General features: G+C 29.2%; 16 protein-coding genes. 11 read left to right on the top strand and 5 right to left on the bottom strand.

Going from position 1 to position 20,266, the window contains the following annotated elements:
• Nucleotides 1–2 precede the first annotated feature (2 nt).
• From F7018_RS18470 to F7018_RS11135, 10 genes are all read left to right on the top strand, one after another.
• On the top strand, nt 3–179 hold the full coding sequence (locus F7018_RS18470; RefSeq protein WP_175578713.1) for a hypothetical protein: 177 nt from the start codon (nt 3–5) through the stop codon (nt 177–179).
• Between the two features lie 201 nt (nt 180–380).
• Nucleotides 381–818 (top strand): MarR family winged helix-turn-helix transcriptional regulator, encoded by a 438-nt coding sequence (locus F7018_RS11175; RefSeq protein ID WP_150900155.1) that lies wholly within the window; start codon nt 381–383, stop codon nt 816–818.
• 52 nt (nt 819–870) lie between these two features.
• A complete protein-coding gene (locus tag F7018_RS11170; RefSeq protein ID WP_150900154.1) occupies nt 871–1,806 on the top strand; it encodes an NAD(P)H-dependent oxidoreductase in 936 nt (311 codons plus the stop codon).
• A 13-nt stretch (nt 1,807–1,819) separates the two neighbouring features.
• Complete coding sequence (locus tag F7018_RS11165; RefSeq protein ID WP_150900153.1) at nt 1,820–2,890, top strand: ankyrin repeat domain-containing protein; 1,071 nt, start codon at nt 1,820–1,822, stop codon at nt 2,888–2,890.
• 5 nt (nt 2,891–2,895) lie between these two features.
• Entirely contained in the window at nt 2,896–3,180 is a 285-nt protein-coding gene (locus tag F7018_RS11160) for a putative quinol monooxygenase (protein ID WP_150900152.1), read from the top strand.
• Nucleotides 3,181–3,203: 23 nt separating this feature from the next.
• Nucleotides 3,204–3,905 carry an SDR family oxidoreductase gene (locus F7018_RS11155; protein ID WP_150900151.1) on the top strand — a complete coding sequence of 234 codons (702 nt, stop codon included), beginning with the start codon at nt 3,204–3,206 and terminating at the stop codon, nt 3,903–3,905.
• 18 nt (nt 3,906–3,923) lie between these two features.
• Nucleotides 3,924–5,021 (top strand): major royal jelly family protein, encoded by a 1,098-nt coding sequence (locus F7018_RS11150; RefSeq protein WP_246175158.1) that lies wholly within the window; start codon nt 3,924–3,926, stop codon nt 5,019–5,021.
• Nucleotides 5,022–5,068: 47 nt separating this feature from the next.
• Entirely contained in the window at nt 5,069–5,938 is an 870-nt protein-coding gene (locus tag F7018_RS11145; protein ID WP_150900150.1) for an alpha/beta fold hydrolase, read from the top strand.
• 25 nt (nt 5,939–5,963) lie between these two features.
• On the top strand, nt 5,964–6,827 hold the full coding sequence (locus tag F7018_RS11140) for a helix-turn-helix domain-containing protein (protein ID WP_150900149.1): 864 nt from the start codon (nt 5,964–5,966) through the stop codon (nt 6,825–6,827).
• Nucleotides 6,828–6,907: 80 nt separating this feature from the next.
• Complete coding sequence (locus F7018_RS11135) at nt 6,908–7,894, top strand: quinone oxidoreductase family protein (RefSeq protein ID WP_150900148.1); 987 nt, start codon at nt 6,908–6,910, stop codon at nt 7,892–7,894.
• 91 nt (nt 7,895–7,985) lie between these two features.
• On the opposite strand, the gene F7018_RS11130 is transcribed toward F7018_RS11135, so the two are convergent.
• The 5 genes from F7018_RS11130 to mnmE form a co-directional block, all read right to left on the bottom strand.
• Nucleotides 7,986–9,104 (bottom strand): type 1 glutamine amidotransferase domain-containing protein, encoded by a 1,119-nt coding sequence (locus F7018_RS11130; RefSeq protein WP_150900147.1) that lies wholly within the window; start codon nt 9,102–9,104, stop codon nt 7,986–7,988.
• Between the two features lie 89 nt (nt 9,105–9,193).
• Nucleotides 9,194–10,624, bottom strand: a complete 1,431-nt coding sequence (locus F7018_RS11125; RefSeq protein ID WP_150900146.1) for a serine hydrolase domain-containing protein — start codon at nt 10,622–10,624, stop codon at nt 9,194–9,196.
• Between the two features lie 289 nt (nt 10,625–10,913).
• Nucleotides 10,914–13,829 (bottom strand): G8 domain-containing protein, encoded by a 2,916-nt coding sequence (locus F7018_RS11120; RefSeq protein ID WP_150900145.1) that lies wholly within the window; start codon nt 13,827–13,829, stop codon nt 10,914–10,916.
• Between the two features lie 137 nt (nt 13,830–13,966).
• Nucleotides 13,967–16,816 (bottom strand): ligand-binding sensor domain-containing protein, encoded by a 2,850-nt coding sequence (locus tag F7018_RS11115; protein WP_150900144.1) that lies wholly within the window; start codon nt 16,814–16,816, stop codon nt 13,967–13,969.
• 124 nt (nt 16,817–16,940) lie between these two features.
• Nucleotides 16,941–18,335 carry a tRNA uridine-5-carboxymethylaminomethyl(34) synthesis GTPase MnmE gene (gene mnmE / locus F7018_RS11110; RefSeq protein ID WP_150900143.1) on the bottom strand — a complete coding sequence of 465 codons (1,395 nt, stop codon included), beginning with the start codon at nt 18,333–18,335 and terminating at the stop codon, nt 16,941–16,943.
• Nucleotides 18,336–18,730: 395 nt separating this feature from the next.
• Between mnmE and F7018_RS11105 the strand changes: the two genes are divergently transcribed.
• A partial coding sequence (locus F7018_RS11105) for a PKD domain-containing protein (protein ID WP_246175156.1) occupies nt 18,731–20,266 on the top strand: 1,536 nt, incomplete at its 3' end.

Raw genomic sequence — 20,266 nt, 5'->3', positions numbered from 1 at the left:
CGATGAAAAATCAAAATATACAAAACCAAGATCCTAAAATAAGTAGAGAAGAAGCTTTAAAAAAGCTAGGGAAATATGGAAAATACGCAGCATTAACAGCTTTAGGTACCTATATGATATTAAACCCACAAAAAGCACAAGCACAAAGTCCAGACGATCCAGGAAGCGGATTTGATTAAAAAATAAAGACAGCTAGTATTTGGTTCTCTATTGTGTATTATAATAGGTGCTTACAAGTTATTTTCCCCTTATAACAATTTAACTACTAGCTGATCTTTCAATTCCCCTTTAAGACAACTAGAAATAGTTGTTTTTTTGAATCAACAATACTTGTATGTACAACTAAAAAATTTATATCTTTGCAATGTTAAAATTTAATAATGAGTAAATCAAAACCTTCATATCAAGAATGTTGTCTTTATTTTACAGTAAATTCCTTAACTAGATATATAAGTACAATGGCTGATGAAGCATTTAGAATAACAGGATTATCAGCTTCTTATGCACATTTAATGTTATTCTTGATAGACGAACCTGGTTTAGGTCAAAATGAACTCAGTAAACGAATCAATGTAAAAGCTTCTACAATGACAAGATTTGTAGATAAACTAATTATGATGCGTTATGTAGAACGTAAGCAAGAGGGGAGAAACGTATTTGTATATCCAACAGAGGAAGGAATTAACCTTAAGCCAAAAATAGATGAGGCATTATCAAATTTATTTGATACCTACTGTAAGGTATTAGGAAAAGATTTTGCGATTAAATTAACATCAGATATTCATAAAGCAAATGAAATGCTTAATGAGAGTAGTTAATAAAAGCTACTTTTTTTAAATAAACAAACTTGTATGTACAACTAATAATGAAATGAAAATATTAATGATTGTGGCACATCCGAATTTAGAAAATTCGGTGGCCAATAAACGAATTTCAGAAAAACTACCTAAGTATATTAAGAATTTAGAAGTTAGAAATATCTTAGAATTAAATCCTGATTATAAAATTAATGTTGAAGCAGAACAACAAGCACTAATTGAAGCAGATACTGTTATTTTCCAATATCCATTTTACTGGTATAACATGCCAGCCATATTAAAATTATGGTTCGATGAAGTGTTTAGTTACAATTTTGCTTACGGTGCAGAAGGAAATAAACTCAAAGGGAAAAACTTTTTACAGAGTATAACTATAGGAGGTCCAGCTGAATCATATACACCACTTGGATACAATCACTTCAAAATAGAAGAGTTTAGCAAACCATTAGAGCAAACAGCTTATTTAGCTCAAATGAACTACTTACCACCAATTTATGAACATGGCTTAGTATATATTCCGGGTGTTTATAATACAAAGGAAATAGTAGAGGAAAGAGCAGATAAACAAATAGAAAAATTGGTAAATGTACTTACAGAGTTACAAATTGAAACTCCAGAAAAGACAATTCAAAAATTTGTTAAACAATGGTTTGGGAATTTTGATGCATTAGCTGAGGAAAACTATTTTACTCAATACATTTCAGAAAGTACAAAGTTTAGCTTTCCTGAAGGAGAGTTTGTAGGAAGCATAGGATTTAATCAATGGTATACCAATATTAAAAAAAGTATAAAACCCAATAATGAACATATAATAGAGTCATTACATATCAAGGAAAATAAGAATCATTTTGATGTTGATTTAGCTGTAAAACTTAAAGCAGAAACCTATACCAATGAAAAAATTCAATTAAATGTGAAGGAAAATTGGAAAGTAAAAATAGAAGAAGAGAAAATAAAGATTCAAGAATATAAAGTACAAGAAGTTTAAAAATTCATAATCAATGAAAATATATAAAACTATTATAATAGCAATAATTACAATGCTAATGTATAATTGTAATAAAGCTAAAGAAGAAAAGCATGCACAAATAGATTCATTAAAAACAGCAACAGGATTACCAGAGTTACATCAAGCTATTATAGATAATAATGAAGAAAAAGTATTAAAGTTTATTAAAGAGGGTAAAGATGTAAATGAATTAGATAAGCGAATGGGAAATGCACCATTACATATAGCTGCACAATTAGATAATCCTAAAATGATTCAAATTTTAATAGAAAATGGAGCCTTTGTAAATTTACATACACCACATGCTGGACATACACCTTTAATGGTTGCAACTTGGTACTCTAAACCTGAAAATATTAAAGAGTTATTAAAAGCTAAGGATATTAATATCTATGCAAGATCACCTTTTGGAGGAAGAACAGCAAGAGATATTATTGGAGGTTTTGATAAAAACCAAACAGCAGAAGAAAAACAACGATATACAAAACTTACTAATATTTTTGATGTTTATGAAAAACAACTAAAAAGAAAGATTGAAAATCAAAAAATATATCAAGTAGTAATAGATAATAAATTGAATGATAATGAAAAAGCTAAAACTATTAAAAAATTAATAGATTTAGGAGAGCCTATCAATACAGAATCTTTTATTACTGGTAATGGAAATGATAAACATTCACCTTTATTAGTAGCAACACGAAACAATTATCCAGAAACCGTAAAAGTATTATTAGATGAAGGAGCAGAGATTGGACAACGTGGTTATTTAATGAATGCTATTTCATTCCATAAAGCAGGTTATATGGGGAATACTGAAATTATGAAAATGTTGGTTAAACATAAGGATACCCCAAAGTATATTAATGATCAAGGATTAAATAACGGATATACACCTTTACATGATGCTATTTGGCATGGAAATTTTGAAACAGCTAAAATATTAATTGACGCTGGAGCTAAGCTAAATTTAAAAACTTATGAAGGTGATACCCCTTTAGATTTAGCTAAAAGGTATCATTATACTAATATTGTAGATTATATTGAAAAGGTTTCAAATAAATAAAAAACATGATTGCACTTACAGTAAAAGCTAGGCCTAAAAAAGAAAATAAAGAAGATTTTATAAATGCTTTTTATGAAATAGTAGATGAAGTTAATAAAGAAGATGGATGCTTAGAATATGAGTTATATTTAAGTACAAGAAATCAGGAAGAAGTTTTTCTTTTTGAACGTTGGGAATCTAAAGAAAAACAGGAAAAGCATATGCAAACAAATCACATGATTGCTTTTTTTGAAAAGATTCAACCTTGGTTTGATCAAGAAACAGAAATGAAAATTTATAACATCAAATAAATTAGAATTAAAAAAAGATAAATATGAAACCTAAGATAGCATTAGTAACAGGAACTAATAGGGGGATTGGTTTTGCTATAGCCAAAGGACTATTACAAAAAGGACATATTGTTATAGCTACAAGTCGATCAGAAGAAAAAGGAAAACAAGCAATAAATAAGCTTTCTAAGTATGGAGATGTTGTATTTTTTCAATTAGATGTTAACAATATAAAAAGTATACAAGCTTGTTATGAATTTATTTATGCTACCTATGGTTCACTAGATATTTTAATAAATAATGCAGGTATTAACTATGATACTTGGCAAACTGTAGATGAGGCTAATTTAACTGAAGTTAAACAAACTATAGAAACTAATTTTTTTGGGTCTTGGCAACTCATAAAAAGCTTATTACCTTTACTAAAAAATAAAGCTAATACATCATCAATAGTGAATGTTAGTAGTGGTTCTGGAGCCTTGAGTTCTCAAATTGGTTCAACACCAGGTTATAGTATATCCAAGTTAGCCTTAAATGGACTTACTTTACAATTGGCTAATGCGTTAAAAGCAAATAATATATTGGTTAATTCAGTATGTCCAGGTTGGGTAAAAACAGATATGGGAGGAATTGGAGCAACTAAAAGTCCTGAAGAGGGAGCAGACACAATAATTTGGGCAGCATTATTTGAAAAAGGTGATCCGACAGGCAAGTTTTTTAGGAATAGAGAAGAAATATCTTTTTAAAATTTAAGTTATTTACAAATGAAACAAATAAAAATAAACATTTTACTTATTACACTCGTATCAGTAGTAGGACTAGTTAATTGTAAAAGAAAATCAGGCGAAAATACATCCAAAGAGGTTGAAACATTAAAAGAAGAAAAAAAAGAACAATTGCCTAAAGTAACTCAAGTAGCAACGATCAAAGGTCAACAACTTACGGGAGTAACAGTAAGCAATAGCCGAGTATTAGTCAATTTTCCACGTTGGAGAAAAAATGTTAAGTTTTCAGTAGCAGAAGTAAAGCAGAACAATTTTTCAGCTTACCCAAATAAACAGTGGAATGCATGGAATATAGGACAACCAGTTAATGATTCTGTTTTTGTAGCAGTACAATCAGTAGTAGCCTCTAATGATTTATTATATGTAGTAGATACAAGAAATCCATTATTTCAAGGGGTTGTAGATCAGCCTATTATTTTTGCTTTTGATTTAAAAACTAATAAATTAGTAAAGAGTTATAAATTACCAAAAGAAGCATTTCATAAGAATTCGTACATCAATGATATTCGAATTGATAATCAAAGAGGTTATGCTTACTGCACCGATTCAGGAAAGGCAGGATTGGTTATATTGAACTTAAAAACAGGTGAAATAAAAAGAGTATTAGACGAACATTTTTCTACAAAAAGCGAGCAAGCTTATTTAACAATTAATGGAAAGAAATGGAACAATACAGTACATTCAGATGGAATTGCTTTAGATGTAGCATCAGGAATGTTGTATTATCATGCTTTAACAGGATATAACTTATATGGAATTTCAGTAGAAACATTAATAAAAGGTTCAGAAAAAGAGATTGAAGAAGCAGTTCAATTAGTTGCAAAAACAGCAGCACCAGATGGAATGCTTATCAACAAAGGGAATTTATATTACGGAGATTTAGAACAACATTTAATACAAACATTTAACCTAAAAACTAAAAAAATAGCTACCCTGTTATCAGGAAATAAGGTAAAATGGGCAGATACATTTAGTTTAGAGAACGGTTATTTATATTATACAAACTCTAGAATTCATGAAGCATCAGGAGATATTTCAGATTTAGAATTTACAGTGAATAAAATTAAAGTTGATTAGATATTCAATACAAAGTTTAATTTAGTAGATAATTCCCTTAAAATAACATGACAGGAAATATTATAGATAACTTAAGGTATACATGGAAGTCTCCTCCAAAATTTGGAGAAGACTTTTTTTATTTAAATACAGATTACGGTAAGATTAGAGTATTTGATACTAAAGGGAATCTTCCAGTTATCATTAATGTTCCAGATGGGCCAAATGTTATAGAACATCAGTTTCATTTGATTAAAAGTTTGTCAAAAGATTATAGGGTAATATGCTTTGAGTATCCAGGGTTGGGATTTTCATTTCCAAATAATAAGTATGATTATTCATTTGAAAGTGGTGCCAATTTATTGAATCAGGTGATGAAAATACTGAAGTTAAAAAAAGTTTCATTGTTATTTTCATGTTCAAATGGTTACTATGCAATCCAAGCAGCTATGAAAAACCCCGATAAGTTTAATCATATATTCTTATCCCAAACACCATCAACAGGAGGGTTGTTAAAATGGACAGAAAAGTCTATTCCAAGTTTAATTAAAACACCATTTATAGGACAACTAACCAATGCTATTTACGCAAAGAAGTTTGCTGGTATTTGGTACAAATATGCACTGCCAAAAGAGAGTTTACATCAATTAAATTTTACAGAAATAGCCCAAACATCCATACATAAAGGAGGATGTTTTTGCCTTTCATCTTTGGTACAAGGATTAAAAAAAGATAGTAATACTTTATTGAAATTAAACGAAGTACCAACAACCTTAGTTTGGGGATCATCAGATTTTACACATCGTAAAACGGATAAAACATCGATTAAAAGTCATATTAATAATTGTGAAATAATAGAATTCAAAGATTGTGGACATTTTCCAGAGTTAGAAAGAACAAATGACTATGTAAAATTGATAAAAGAAAGAATAATGTAATAAAGAATATTCAAGTCATTAAAAAATGATAAGAACAATAAATAACATAGCAGAATTGTATGATTTTGTTGGACTAAAACGTATTCCTTGTCATGAGCATTTTGATATTTTAACGCATCAAGATACATATCCAGATGTTCACAAAATGGTTTCAGCACACAGAAGGAACTTTTGCTCAATTATTTATTTAGAGAATCAGCAAGATGGAGAAATGCATATCAACCAAGATGTGCATTCAAACTTAAAAGATGTTTTATTTTTTCAATCATCACAACATATTTTCAGTTTTGTAAGAGGAAATGAAATGAAAGGTTTTATACTTTTTTTTAAGCCAGAATTCTTATTACCACAGATTAAAGACGTAGTAGATGAATACTCATTTTTTAATAGCTTTCAAAATAATATATATCATTTAGACAGAAATGAAAAAGAAGAAATTGAAGAGTTGTTTAAATTAATAAAAAAAGAAAAAGAAAATCAAGAATTGAGTAAATATTTACTGTTAGCATTATTGGAGAAAAGCAAATTAATTCAACAAAAACATCAAGCTATTGAAAAAAATATTTCGTCTGAAATTCAGTTAGTAAACTCATTTAAAAGACTAGTTAGAAATCATTTTATACAAGAAAAATCGGTTAGTTTTTATGCACAAAAATTAAATTTAACAGCCAATTATTTGAATGATAGAATAAAGAAGTATACAGGTAAAACAGCGAAAGAACATATTACCAATAGAATATTGTTGGAAGCAAAGAATATGTTATTGTATACAGATATGGACGTTGCAGAAATTAGTTTTATTTTACAATTTAATGAGCCTTCATATTTTGGTAAATTTTTTAAAAAACACACACAAACTACACCAAAATTATTTAGAGTAAATCAGTAAAAAGTACCATTATAACCTTTTTTTGTATTAGAGTGTTTTTCAATACGTAAACTATTTTTGTATCATAATTTTTTATATAGATGAAAGCAGTTCAAATTACAAAAACAGGTGGAGTAGAGGTATTAGAATATAAAGAAGTAAGTTGCCCAAAACCACAGAAAGGTCAAGTATTAGTAAAAGTACATGCAGCACCAGTAAATTTTATAGACACAATTATAAGAGAAGGTAATATGCCTCCTGGAATGATGCCAGAGTTGCCATTTATACCGGGCGTAGAAGGAACAGGTATAATTGAAGAAGCTAATAATACTGATTTAAAAAAAGGGAGTAAAGTCGCTTTTTTAGGAGTTATAGGTTCTTCAGTATATGCAGAATATGCATTAGTAGATGCAGATAAATTGATTGTTCTAAATGATAATGCCGATTTGTTAAAGGCTGCAGTATTGCCAGTAAACTATTTTACAGCTTACCATATGTTAAAGAATGTAGCTAAAGTAGAAGCAGGAAAAACTGTTTTGATTTATGCAGCATCAGGAGGAGTTGGAACAGCGTTAGTACAAATTTCAAAATTGTTAAATCTAACTATTATTGCATTAGAACGTAGAGACGAAAAAGTAAAAAATGCTTTGAGTATGGGAGCTAATTATGCATTTAATACTTCAAATAAGAATTGGAAAGAGCAAGTAAAAAGTACTATTGGAGAAAATAGTATTGATTATGTGTTTAATCCGGTAGTTGGAGATACTATTAAAGACGATTTAGAATTATTAGCACCATTAGGACATATCGTAATTTTTGGATTCTTAGCAGGACTAGGAAACTTTAACTTAATGGAAGAAAGTGTAAAATATTTTGGAAAAGCACCTTCAATTTCATTTTCTGAAATCTATGCTACATTCACTAATAGATATGATATGGTCGACAGTGCTATGAAAGAGCTATTTCAATGGTTAGCTGAAGATAAAATCAGTCCTATTTATGAAACTATGCCTTTAAAAGAAGCAAAATTAGCTCATGAAAAATTACAGGCAGGTTTGGTAAAAGGGAAGTTGTTACTAACGGTATAGAATGGTTGCTCTTGTAAGTGTATTTTAGAAATGATAAAAAAGTAACCTTTTTGAATTATCATAAAGGTTACTTTTCATATGAATTATATAATTAATTAAGGTCTTTTAATAATTTCTCAGCTTGTTTTTTTACTAAGTTTTTAGCTATTAAATTATTTAAAATGTTCTTTGCTTTAATTTTGTTACCTAATTTAACATAAGTTTGAGCAACTAGTAACTGTAGGTTCTCATTAAAAAAGTGAGGAGAGGTTAACTCTACCAATTCTATTCCTTTTGCCAGTTGTTCTTTATTGTTTTCAGCAGCTAAAATTTTATAATATCCATAAACAGCAATGATTTGAATATCATAGCTAGCTTTATTTTTTGCTAACTCATTCTCTGCCCATTTAAAAGTTTTACGTTTATCTAAGAGATCCTGAATTAAATACACGCTTTTTTCATCTTTATATAAAGTTCTTTTAACAGGAGTTAATCCTAATGCTTTTACAACTGCTTCAGCTGATTTTGTTGTTGAAAAAGGGTTTTGACCAGTAATAAATTTTCCAGATACAGCTACTTCTGATAGCATAAAATCCGTTTGTTTAAAAATAGCTCCTCTTGAAATTAATTTATCTTCTAAACTAAAAGAGAATTCTTTTACCCATTTTTTACCGAATAGACCTTCTTCTACATTACAAAAACCTGTCATTTCAACTCCTTTGATAATATATTCATCATTATTTTTAATATTTACAAAAGATGCGGGACCATGACAAACAGAAGAAATAACAGTTTTATCTCTTTTATAGAGGTTTAATACAATATCTTGAAGAGAAGGATCGAAGGGCAAATCGAACATAGCGCCTTTGCCACCAATAATATAAATAGCATCATAATTTTCAGGATTTATACTAGCTGTGGTTTTAGTATTTTCTAATAAACTTAAAGCAGTTTTATCTTCTAAAATAGCTTTGTTATACGGTTTTTCTTTATTGAATTTGTCAGCTTCAACTTTTCCACCTTTTGGACTAGCTAAGTCTATAGTTAAATTGTTGTTTTTAAAGATTAGATAGGCCTGTGAGAATTCGTCAAATTCATAACCAGGTCTAGTTGCTCCTAAATCTTTCCCATAGCTACTTACCACCATAAGTAACTTTTTTTGCTTTTTATTTAATTGTGAAAATAGACTAACAGGTATTAAGAATAGAGCAATAATTATTAATTGTTTCATGTTTTAAAATTTTATTAGTTAAAATCTTAACTCTTTTAGTTAGTATAGTTGGTTTTTAATGTTGAGTTTTAATTGATTGTTTTTGCCTATTAGCTTAAGCTACTTTTAAACCTTAAGTAAGGAGGCTCAGTAGAAGTTTTATGAATATTAGGACCTCTATAATACATTACTTTGCCTGAAATTGTATTGTTATGAAAATCAATTTCAGTATACAAGACACCGTCAGGGTGTATCAAGGCATATATGTTTTTTCTCTTTAGATAGATCAATTTATATATTTCTTCATTTTTTTCTTTAGAGTTAATAGTAAGCTTATCATTTTTACCATCAAGTTCTAAAAAACCATCTCTTTTTACCCACTTTCCTCGAACATCTTCTTCAACAATTAGTTTAAATTTTCCTTTAGGTTGTTTGTAAACCATTGGCTTGGTTAAGTAGGGAATAGCCAAAGTATGAGCAGTTTCTTCTATAGCCCAAAGGCGTAAAGCATTGGTCATTAAAGCAATGCTTACTTTTTGATTAGGAAAACTACTAACAATGCTACGAGTTCCTTCCCCAGCACCATCTTGTTCAAATACTTTTCTATCAGCCATATCCCAATTATTATCCCAACCAATTCCTTCTCGAATTGTTTCACCAGAATTTAATTTTTGAACTTCATAAAAAGTATCAACAATATATTTTTTTATATAGCCATTATTATAAGCGTTTACTAATTTTACTAAGTCTGTTGGTGTAGAAATCAAAGCAGCTCCTGCTAAACTATAGCTGTAGTTTTTAGGTTTTTCAATTTCTAAAAAATGAGCTCCCTCTTTTTTAGCATCAAAATTATATAGTTTGGTCATGTTTTTGGTTGCTTCTATACCCGTAGAAGTCATTTTTAGAGGTTTTAAAATTTCATTGCCAAGTAAGGTTAGAAAATCTTTATTAGAAGCTTTTTCCATAACCCAAGAGAGCAATGTATATGCATGAATACTATATTGATATTTATCTCCTGGTTTATGTAAAAGAGGAATATGAGAAAAGACACTCACAGCATCTTTAACATTTGTATAGTAACGATTTTCTAATTGATCATTTTTAGAATAATGAGCCATACCAGAAAGTCCCGTTGCAAGTTGTTTTACAGTGAATTTATACTCTTTTTTAGGATAGTTTGATAAATATTTTTGAGCTAAATCATTAAAATTGATGCTTTTTTTCTCAACTAGCTTTGCTAGAGCAGTGGTAGTAATAGCCCTAGACAAGCTACCAGCTCTGAATTGTGTTTTTGGAGTAACTTTTTTCTTAGTTTTTAAATCAGAATAACCAAAACCTTCGGAGTAAACAATAATGTTGTTTTTACTAATTGCTACTGAAACTCCTAGAGGAGTAGTGGGGAGCTTAGTAAGTTCAGTTACAATTTGATGTACTAGTTCGTTTGCTTCCTTTTGATTTGCATTTATTTCTTGGGCCGTTATTTTAAATATACTTGATAGCGTAACAACCAACAATAAGATTGAGGTAGTTTTATTTTTCATAAATGAGGTTTTATAAAGAGTTTAATTACAAAGTAAACTTAAACTGTAAACCATTATCATTATGAAATAATAGATAAAGAGCAGTAGCTCATATATAAAGAGTTGTTTTTAGTAGATTAAAAACTTAAATCTATTTCCCAATACAGAAAGTAAAAACTCTAGTAAATCAGTGTGTACAGCTATTCTAGGTGTAGTGAAGGAGGGATATTTTGCTTTCTTTTGTTTGATTTAATAAGGTTTTTGTAATTTAAAAGATCAGCTATAAATAAAAGCTGATCTTTTAGAAGTGTTATTTTTTTATAATTTTTTTAGAACAAATACCTCCTGTGTTGTTATTTATAATTTGAACTAAGTAAACACCAGATGTTAGTTGTGAAATATCAACTTTATTATTTAGTAATCTTATTTTTTTTATTAAGGTACCTTGTAGTGAATAGATTTTAATTGTTATATCTTCATTTTGATTAATTGAAAAATAATTTGAAGTAGGATTAGGATAAATCATACACTTATTATTTTCAAGATTAATATCTGAATTATTTAAAGTACTGCTTAATAATTTGCCTCCTAAAACCATTGGATGAGTAATAGCATTCGAAGGAGTAATAACACCACCAAAAGAAGAACCAAATTCATTTTTTAATTGAGAATTACTTTTATTAAGGTAAATGTTAGGCGTAACACGTTCTGGAAATAAATTTTCAGCAGGATATAGATATGGGGTTAACAAGTCAGAAGTTGGTACTGGGATATAATTAGCATCTTGTTCATTAAAATAAAGCTTAGTATTATTAAAAGATCCAAAGTTTAATCGAATATCATCAGGTAATAAAAAGTAAGCAGTCATTTTAACTCCAGAACCATCTGGATGTAGTAAAGCAAATGAATCTCCTGCATTATTTACTAAATGCATTTGAGCGTCTAAAACAATATTTTTATTTGAATTTTTAAATATAACATTTCCTTTAATATTAATAGTTCTCCAAGGTGTAGTAAGGTCTTTAGGTGTTGGATTGATATAGTGAGGAGGTGTGGTATTACTTTCAGTATTATTTACGATTCTTTCATCCCAGCCTTTGGACCAATTTACTTCCCTAATTAGAATGTCTGTACCAGAATTATCAAAAGTACCTCCATTTACAACTACTTTTGCATTTATGGGCAAAGTTAATGCTTGTGATTCTCCATTCCAACCGGCAATAATATTGTTTTCAATTGTCCAACTACGCGTGTTATGGTAATTGTCTAAATCTATACCAATAGAGTGAGGCTCTACTTCTAATCTACCAGAGTATGGATTAGGACTTGGGTTCCAAGGAGCTAAACCAGTATTAGTACCATAACCATATACTTTATTGTTTTTAAGGGTGATTTGTGCACAAGTTTCAAATTGCATTCCTGTTCTCCTAATTCCCCAAAGTAAAGTGTTTTCTATTACTAGATTCATTGAGTTTCTATAATTGGTAGGCATCATATTGTATTCATTACTGGTTGAATTTCCGTTTTCATGAAACTCTGTCATAATATAATCACCCCTAAATCCTTGAGCAACAGTATACCCTATATTATTTTTAAAAGGTCTTGGGTAAACATACCAAACATCAAATAACCAAGTTGGATTAGCTGCAACATGAGCTTTAAGTTCTGCATGTTGTATAGGATATTCCGCTTGAGGAACATAAGCATCAACATAATGCTGCATTTGTGGGCGTCCTTTAAGGCTTTCCCATAGTCCTTCTGTCCAATAAATATATGCATGTCCACTAGCACCTGAAACAACATTTCCTTCTAACGTAACTCCACAGCTATGTAGCCAAAAACCATCTCCTTGATGAGCAAAATCTGAAATCCCTTCTCTAGCATCAGTAAGACCATTCGTTCTCCCTCCATGTATACCTAAAGTATTATCTGCTGGTCTTCCTAAATTTAAAGGTTCAATTGGATTATAAGTTCTAATGGCGATATTGTTTCTAAAGATACCTAATTCATCACCAGCTTCAGTTGAGTATGCAGATCCTACAATATTGTAACTGACATTATTATTGAAATCTACATTAGAAGAATGATTGACATATGCCCAACCTGGATCATTATTAACGACACATCCTTCAACTATTGCTTGAGTCATGTTTAATGTTGTTGAACCATCATTTTTGCGTCCCATAGATCTATGGAAATGAATAGAATATCTACCTCTTGGATTTCTACCTGCTCCTGCTGGATAGGGAACAGTTGTACTAAATCTAGGGTTGGGTTGTCCTTCTGGTCCTTCTTCTGGAACGGACCAATCATCTAGTTCTAGAGTTTTATCTGTTCTACCTAGATTTTGTGTTTCTACATATCGTATTTGAACATCAGGATTATGCATAAACATAATGTGTCCTCTAGGTTTTCCATATCCATCAGTTCCGTCTAGAGCAGTCACACTTGGGTTTTCAGATGATATTATGATGTTCCTTGTATTATTAGAAACATGAACATCTACAATATTTGCTATTTCAGTAGGCGGTTTATGGCTTTTAGTAAGTGTAGTTTTTAAAGTAACTGTATTTCCAGAAATATTATTAATAGTTACCAATTCATCGCTCTTATAATCATTGATGTCAGTACCTGCAATAACTAATTTATCATCAATTTTCCAACCAGTAGGGGGAGTACTTAGAGTTAATTGATTGGTACCTGCTGATGGGTGAACGTCTAATGTTGTCCAGCTGGTTTTAGTTGTACCTTGCATTATTACTGGCCCCATTAATACAGCACCTGGTGCAAATCTACTATTATCTTGAGTTTTAGTAGTGCCACCTCTCCAGGCAAATACTAAATTAGCCTTAACGTTAGAAGCTATAGGGGTAGTGCTTGTTCCAATTTCAAAAAAAGCTCCCATTTCACTTACTAAATACTCTGTTCTTAATTCGGTATTTACATTTGTAGCATATTGAAGTTTGCCTTGAGAAGCTATACGAATTGACTTAAACTCTTGAGATATCATACCATCAACGGTAACTGTAATATTTGCAGGAATAAGTATTCTATCATCATTTTGAGGTAAGGTTCCTCCCCAAGTATTAGGGTTACTCCAATTACCAGAGTTAATAGCTGTTATTGTAGGTAAACCTGCAACTTGAATTGGATTTTGAGCATTAATAAAACTAGTTATTAATATAAAAGGTATAATAAATAGTTTAGATAACTTTTTAAACTTCATTTTATAATATTTTGGGGTTATAATTTTATAACAAGCAAAACTATTTTTTTATATGTGAAGTTGTTTTTTTTTAACTGTTTTCTATATATACTTTTTATATACAGGTTTGTTTAATGTGTTGTTTTGTAGTGTTTTGCTTAAAACTTTCGTAGGGTGCTGACTAGATTAATATTTGAATCTAATTTCAACTTTTTTCTCAATCTACTACGATTAATATAGACAGATTGTAATTCAATATTTTGAATTTGTGCAATTTCTTTAGAAGATAATTCTAATTTAAGAAGTGAGCAAAGTCTTAATTCATTTTTGGTAAGATTAGGGTATGAATTTAATAAGTTTGTGTAGAATTCGTTATTTAAAATATCTATTTTATTTTGGTATTCTAACCTGTTCTTTTCAATGGAAGTTTTTACTTTAATTTCGTTAACTAACTCGTTGAGATTTTTTTCTTTAGTTTTTCCTTTTGAATCTTTAATTTTTTTCAAAGAATTTAAAAGATAATCTCTCCATTTTGTGTTTTCAGAAATTGTACTTGCCAAATCCATTAAATCTTTTTGTTTATTGGCAATTTGAGTTTCTAATAATTGTTTTTCCAGTTTTGTGTTTTCATATTTTCTTAAACGATTAATTTTATTTTCTCTGATTTTGATAATATATAAAAGCAGAGAGCTAAAAACGATAAAATAAAAGATGTAGGCAAAATTAGTTCTATACCAAGGTGGACTAATTTTGATATTGAGGGTAGTAACATCATTACTCCAGATACCATCGTTGTTACTAGATTTTAATATAAAACTATAATTACCAGGTTTTAAGTTCAAATAATTGGCAGTATTTTCATTTGTAGTGTGAGTCCATTCTTTTTCAGCATTTTCTAAATAATAACTGAATTTGTTTTTAAAAGGGGCTGTAAACTCTGTTGCAGCAAATTTTAAACTTATGTTGTTTTCATTATGATTTAAATTGATGCTTTTTAAAAATTCAGAAGAAAGTTCTTTTTTAATATGTTTATTATTGATTTTAAGTTCAGTTATAAATGCTTTTGGAATTTTAGTGTTTAGTTTTAAATCTTTTGGTTTAAAAGAGTTTAGTCCATTAATTCCACCAAAATAAAAGGTACCTTTATTGCTTTGTCCAAAAGCAAAGGTGTTATATTCATTGCCTTGTAAACCATCATCTTTTAAAAAGTTTTTTAAATTATGTGTAGTTTTATTGTAAGAGATGATTCCTTTATTAGTACTTAACCATAAATTATGGTAATTATCTTCCAATATTCCATATATAGTATTGTTTGGAAATTTATTTTTTATCCCAATACGTTCGAAATTATTATTATCTATATAGTGTTTATGTAAACCACCACCTTTAGTTCCTATCCATAAAATATTTGAATTATGTTTATCAATATGTAAAGAAGCTACATTATTATTTGCAAGGTTAGAATTATTTATAGTGAATAATCTTTTATGAATTTTATTATTTGAAATTTCTATATGAAGCAGTCCTTGTTGTGTACCAATCCAATATTCATTTTCATTAATAACAAGAAAAGATAAAAAATCATAGTCTTGATGTAATGAATATACTTTTTCATTCCCATAAGTTAAGTCAATGAGTTTAATTTTATTACCCATTAAAATAATTAATTGGTTACTTGTAGAATCTATTTCAAAAAAGCGTTTGTGAAAATTGAAATTAATTGGAAGTTCTTTAAATGGTATAAATTTATTTTGATTTAGTTTATATACTTTTAGAATTTTAGGATGTACTGAGATACCTAAAGTTAATTTTTTGTTTTGAACAAATTCAACTTCTCTATTATTATCACAAAAGTTTTTTATAAGCTTATATTCAATTGAATCTTTCCCTTTAATGAGTAAATTTTCTTCTGTAGTTGGATTATAAAAATGAACAGTTTCTTTATTTGAAATAAAAGGTTTAGCATATATTGATTTTCCTTTGAAATAATGCTGAATTTTTAGCTGACGAATGTTAAACTTCATTAATCCATAACCAGAAGAACCAATCCAAATATTATTAGAGTTATCCTCTAAAACATTATAGAAACTCGTTTTTTTTGTTTTAAAAATGTAAGATGCATTTTTATAATCTAGCCCTTTTTTAATTGATTCGTAATCAAAAAATAAATATTCATTGAGTGTACTAAAAACTACCATTTCATTTTTAGGTAATGAAATAGCATTTAGTATTTTAAAATTTACAGGAAGTTTTATCCAGTTATTTGTTTTTGCTTTATGAATATAAATGTACTTATTAGTATATACTAAAATTTTATTATCAAAAGTGGTATAACCTACCTTAGCATTTGTTGAAATTTTTTGAGCTGTAATTTGAGGAAGTTCAAAGGTTTTTTCATTATCAAGGTTAAAAAGCACTGGAGTTTTAAAAATACTATCTTGTTGAAAAAAAAGAATGTTATTTTTAAAAGAAGTAAGTTTGAAGTAAGAATTAATATTGACGTATTGTTTTGTTTCAACTTTAAAATACTCGTTGGGATTTATATTCTTATTGTCTATTTTTTTTACCTGAGATAGTTTATGTATTTTTCCATTAATGCCAGCTAACCAAAAAGTATTATTATTTTGTTTAAAAATATCACCAATACCAAAATCTAATTTGAAAGGATAAAAAATATTGTATATAGGTAAATACAAATATAAATCTCCCTCTGTAGCGATTAATATAAATTCATCATTACCTTTTATACTTCTTATTTGATTGTTTTGAAGTGAAGTGATATCAGTTTCGAAATGTTTAAATGTTCTTCCATCAAATCTATTTAATCCAGATTTTGTTCCAACCCACAGAAAGCCATTGTTGTCTTGATGTAGTGCGGAGATAAATCCTTGAGATAAGCCATTTTCATTAGTTATCCAATTCGGAGTGATTTTTTTTTGACTAAAAACTCCAAGACTAAAAAAAAATAATAAAATGAATTGAAAAGATAATTTATTATTTAAAGCCATACTGTGTTGCACTAAATAATTGAAATTTTATAAAAAACGTTAATTTTTTAAAAGTATTATAATTTTCTCATAGTTTCCAGTTGTTAAATAAAAGAAAATAAAGTACTACCAAAAGGAAGAAAATCTATTTGCCGATACAAAAATTACCAAAAATATGTCCAAGAATGTCTTTATCAACATCATATTCACCGGTAATGTTACCTAAATGACGAAGACACTCGCGAATATCAATAGCAAATAAATCAGAAGAAATATCTAATTCAATACCATTTTTAACAGATTCAATACTCTCTAAAGCTAAGGTAAGCGCTTCAAAGTGACGAGAGTTGGTAACAATAGTTTCGTTATTGCTTAAAGCACCAGTATTTACTAAAGAAGTTAGTTCGGCAGTTAGCTCATCAATACCAGTTTTTTGTTTAGCAGAAAGTAAAATCACATTTTCAATTTCAGATGCTAAAACAGCAGAATCATGACATGAAAGTGTATCAATTTTATTAGCAATAACTAACAAACGTTTGTTTGGAAAACGTTCTTTAATAGCTTCAATTTCTTCTAAGAATAAATCGCTAGAATGTATATATTTATTAGAATCAATTAAGAAAATAATTAATTGAGCATTTTCAGCTTTTTCATAAGCTTTTTTAATACCAATATTTTCAACAACATCTTCAGTTTCTCTAATTCCAGCAGTATCAATAAAACGGAAAGCAACACCGTCAATAATCATCTCATCTTCAATTGCATCACGAGTAGTTCCTGCAATATCAGAAACAATAGCTTTCTCTTCGTTTAATAAAGAATTTAATAAGGTCGATTTTCCCACATTAGGTTCACCAATAATAGCAACAGGAATCCCGTTTTTCATAGCATTTCCAAAGGCAAAAGAATCAATAAGACGCTTTAAAACAAAGGTGATTTTTGAAACCAATTCTTTAAATTTAGTTCTATCAGCAAACTCCACATCTTCACCAGAAAAATCAAGTTCCAATTCAATTAAAGCAGCAAAATCTAATAATTTGGCACGTAAATCTTTTAATTCATTTGTAATTCCACCTCGCATTTGCTGAATAGCCATTTGATGACTAGCAGCCGAATTAGAAGCAATTACATCAGCAACAGCTTCAGCCTGACTCAAATCCATTTTACCGTTTAAAAAGGCACGCATGGTAAATTCACCATTATCAGCCATTCTACAACCATTTTTTAAGAATAATTGTATGATTTCTTGCTGAATAAAACTAGAACCGTGACATGAAATTTCAACGACATTTTCACCAGTGTAAGAGTTAGGATTCTTAAAAATAGATACTAAAACTTGGTCAAGAATAATTCCATTATTTACAATATGGCCTAAATGTAAAGTATGAGATTTTTGAGAAAGTAGAGATTTATTCTTTTTTACAGATTGAAAAAAAGCATCAACAATCTCAATAGATTTTTCACCAGAAAGCCTTATAACAGCAATAGCTCCAACCCCAGATGGCGTAGCCATAGCAATAATAGTATCGTTTTGAATCATAATGCAAAATTACCTATTAAGAAGCAAAAAAATATAAAATCTAGGGGAAATTTTTAGCTTTAAAAAGAGGAGGGGGAAAACCCCTTTTTTTTAACATATCGTTTTTTTTAACAAAAAGATATCCTATATTTGATATAATCGTTTTAAAACTTAAAAACGTTAACCTCTCAAAATTAATACTATTCCCAACTAGTATTAGTTTTATCCTCACATAAAATTTACTAATGTATATCAAATGCAATTAGCATATATATAAATATGCTAAGAAAGGAATTATTTGCCTCAATTTAAATACCCTAACCCCAATTAAGAGTTTTGAATTTATTCATAGCTCAGTAACGTCGAATGAGAATTTTTAATTCTCATCATAATAGTAAAATTAAAAATAGTTAGGTATGGGAATAAAAATTACTCATTTAAAAAGTTTAATATTTTTAATGGCATTACTGTTTAGTAACGTTTTGTTTTCGCAAACAGTTACTATGTCAGCACCTTGTGATATTACAGGTTGTGGTGCACAAGATGTAGAAATAGGAAGTGTATATATAGGAGATTCTAATGGAAACCCTATAACAACGTGTACAGTAGGACAACAGCTAACAAATGTTTATTTATATGTAGATATAACTAAGGCTTCAAGTAAACGAGATTTATACATGCAATTTTATCTGATGAACGGTTCAGATTTAATAGATAAAGATGGTAATGTATATGTGGGAACAGATAAAATTAGTGTTGGTATTTCAGGGAGTATTAATGTAGGTATATACCAAATGTTTGAATTGATGAATTACGTTTGTGGTGAAACATTAACATTAACAGATGTTTATTTATCATGGCAAACTCCAGGTAATTCTCCTGGTCCAGGATGTGCTACTCAAACATCAAAATGTGCAGGAGAAAATTTACCTCCAATAGATGTTCAAACTCCGATAGCACCAGATTTTTCAATTGATTTGTCTTGTGGAGTTCATGGAACGTTTCAAACAGCAACTTTTATTAATACATCAACGGGAGGAGATGGAATTTTAACATATAGTTGGAGTTTTGGAGTAGATTCTAATCCTCCAGCAGCTGCAGATGAAGGTCCGCACATGGTAACATATACTAGTGCAGGATCTAAAACCATTATGCTTACTGTTACAGATCAAGATGGAGATACAAATAGCATAACAAAAACTATTACAATAGATAGTACACCATCAGCTTCTATTGTTGGTACAAATGTACAATGTAAAGATGCTAATGATGGTTCTGCTAATTTAACAGTTGTAGGAGGTAAAGCTCCTCTTACATATTTATGGAATACTGGGGCAACAAGTGAAGATTTAAATAGCATAGGTCCAGGAAATTATGATGTAACAGTAACTGATGCAAATGGGTGTCAAGCTGTAGCTAATGTTACTATTACTGAACCACCAGCTTTATCATTAACTCTTTTAGGAAGTGATTTAAGTTGCGGAGGAAATAATGGGGCTATAAATTTAACTGTAACAGGAGGTACCCCAGGTTATACTTATTTATGGAGTAATAATGAAACTACTGAAGATATAACAGGATTATCACCTGGAACATATTCTGTAACAGTGACTGATAATAATGGTTGTCAAGAAACAGAGCAAATAACATTAATAGCAACAGATACAGAAGATCCAATAATCAATGTTCCCGATTCTATAGATATTGAAGCTTGTGATGAAAATGATATAACAAGTTTAAATGCTAAATATCCATTAAGCCTTGTAGAATCTTCGGATATAAAAAGTACTTTCACAAGTGCAGGTTATTCAGCTTCAGACGATAATACAATAGCAACTATTAAATATATTGATGCTGTAACCTCAAATGATGGATGTACAATTATTGTAAATAGAATTTATACAGTAACAGATACCTGTGGAAAAACAGGAACAGATAATCAAACAATTACA

Source organism: Tenacibaculum aiptasiae (assembly GCF_008806755.1).
Classification (GTDB): Bacteria; Bacteroidota; Bacteroidia; order Flavobacteriales; family Flavobacteriaceae; genus Polaribacter; species Polaribacter aiptasiae.
Note: the sequence above shows the minus strand (reverse complement) of the source record. Positions and strands in the feature narration are given on the sequence as shown.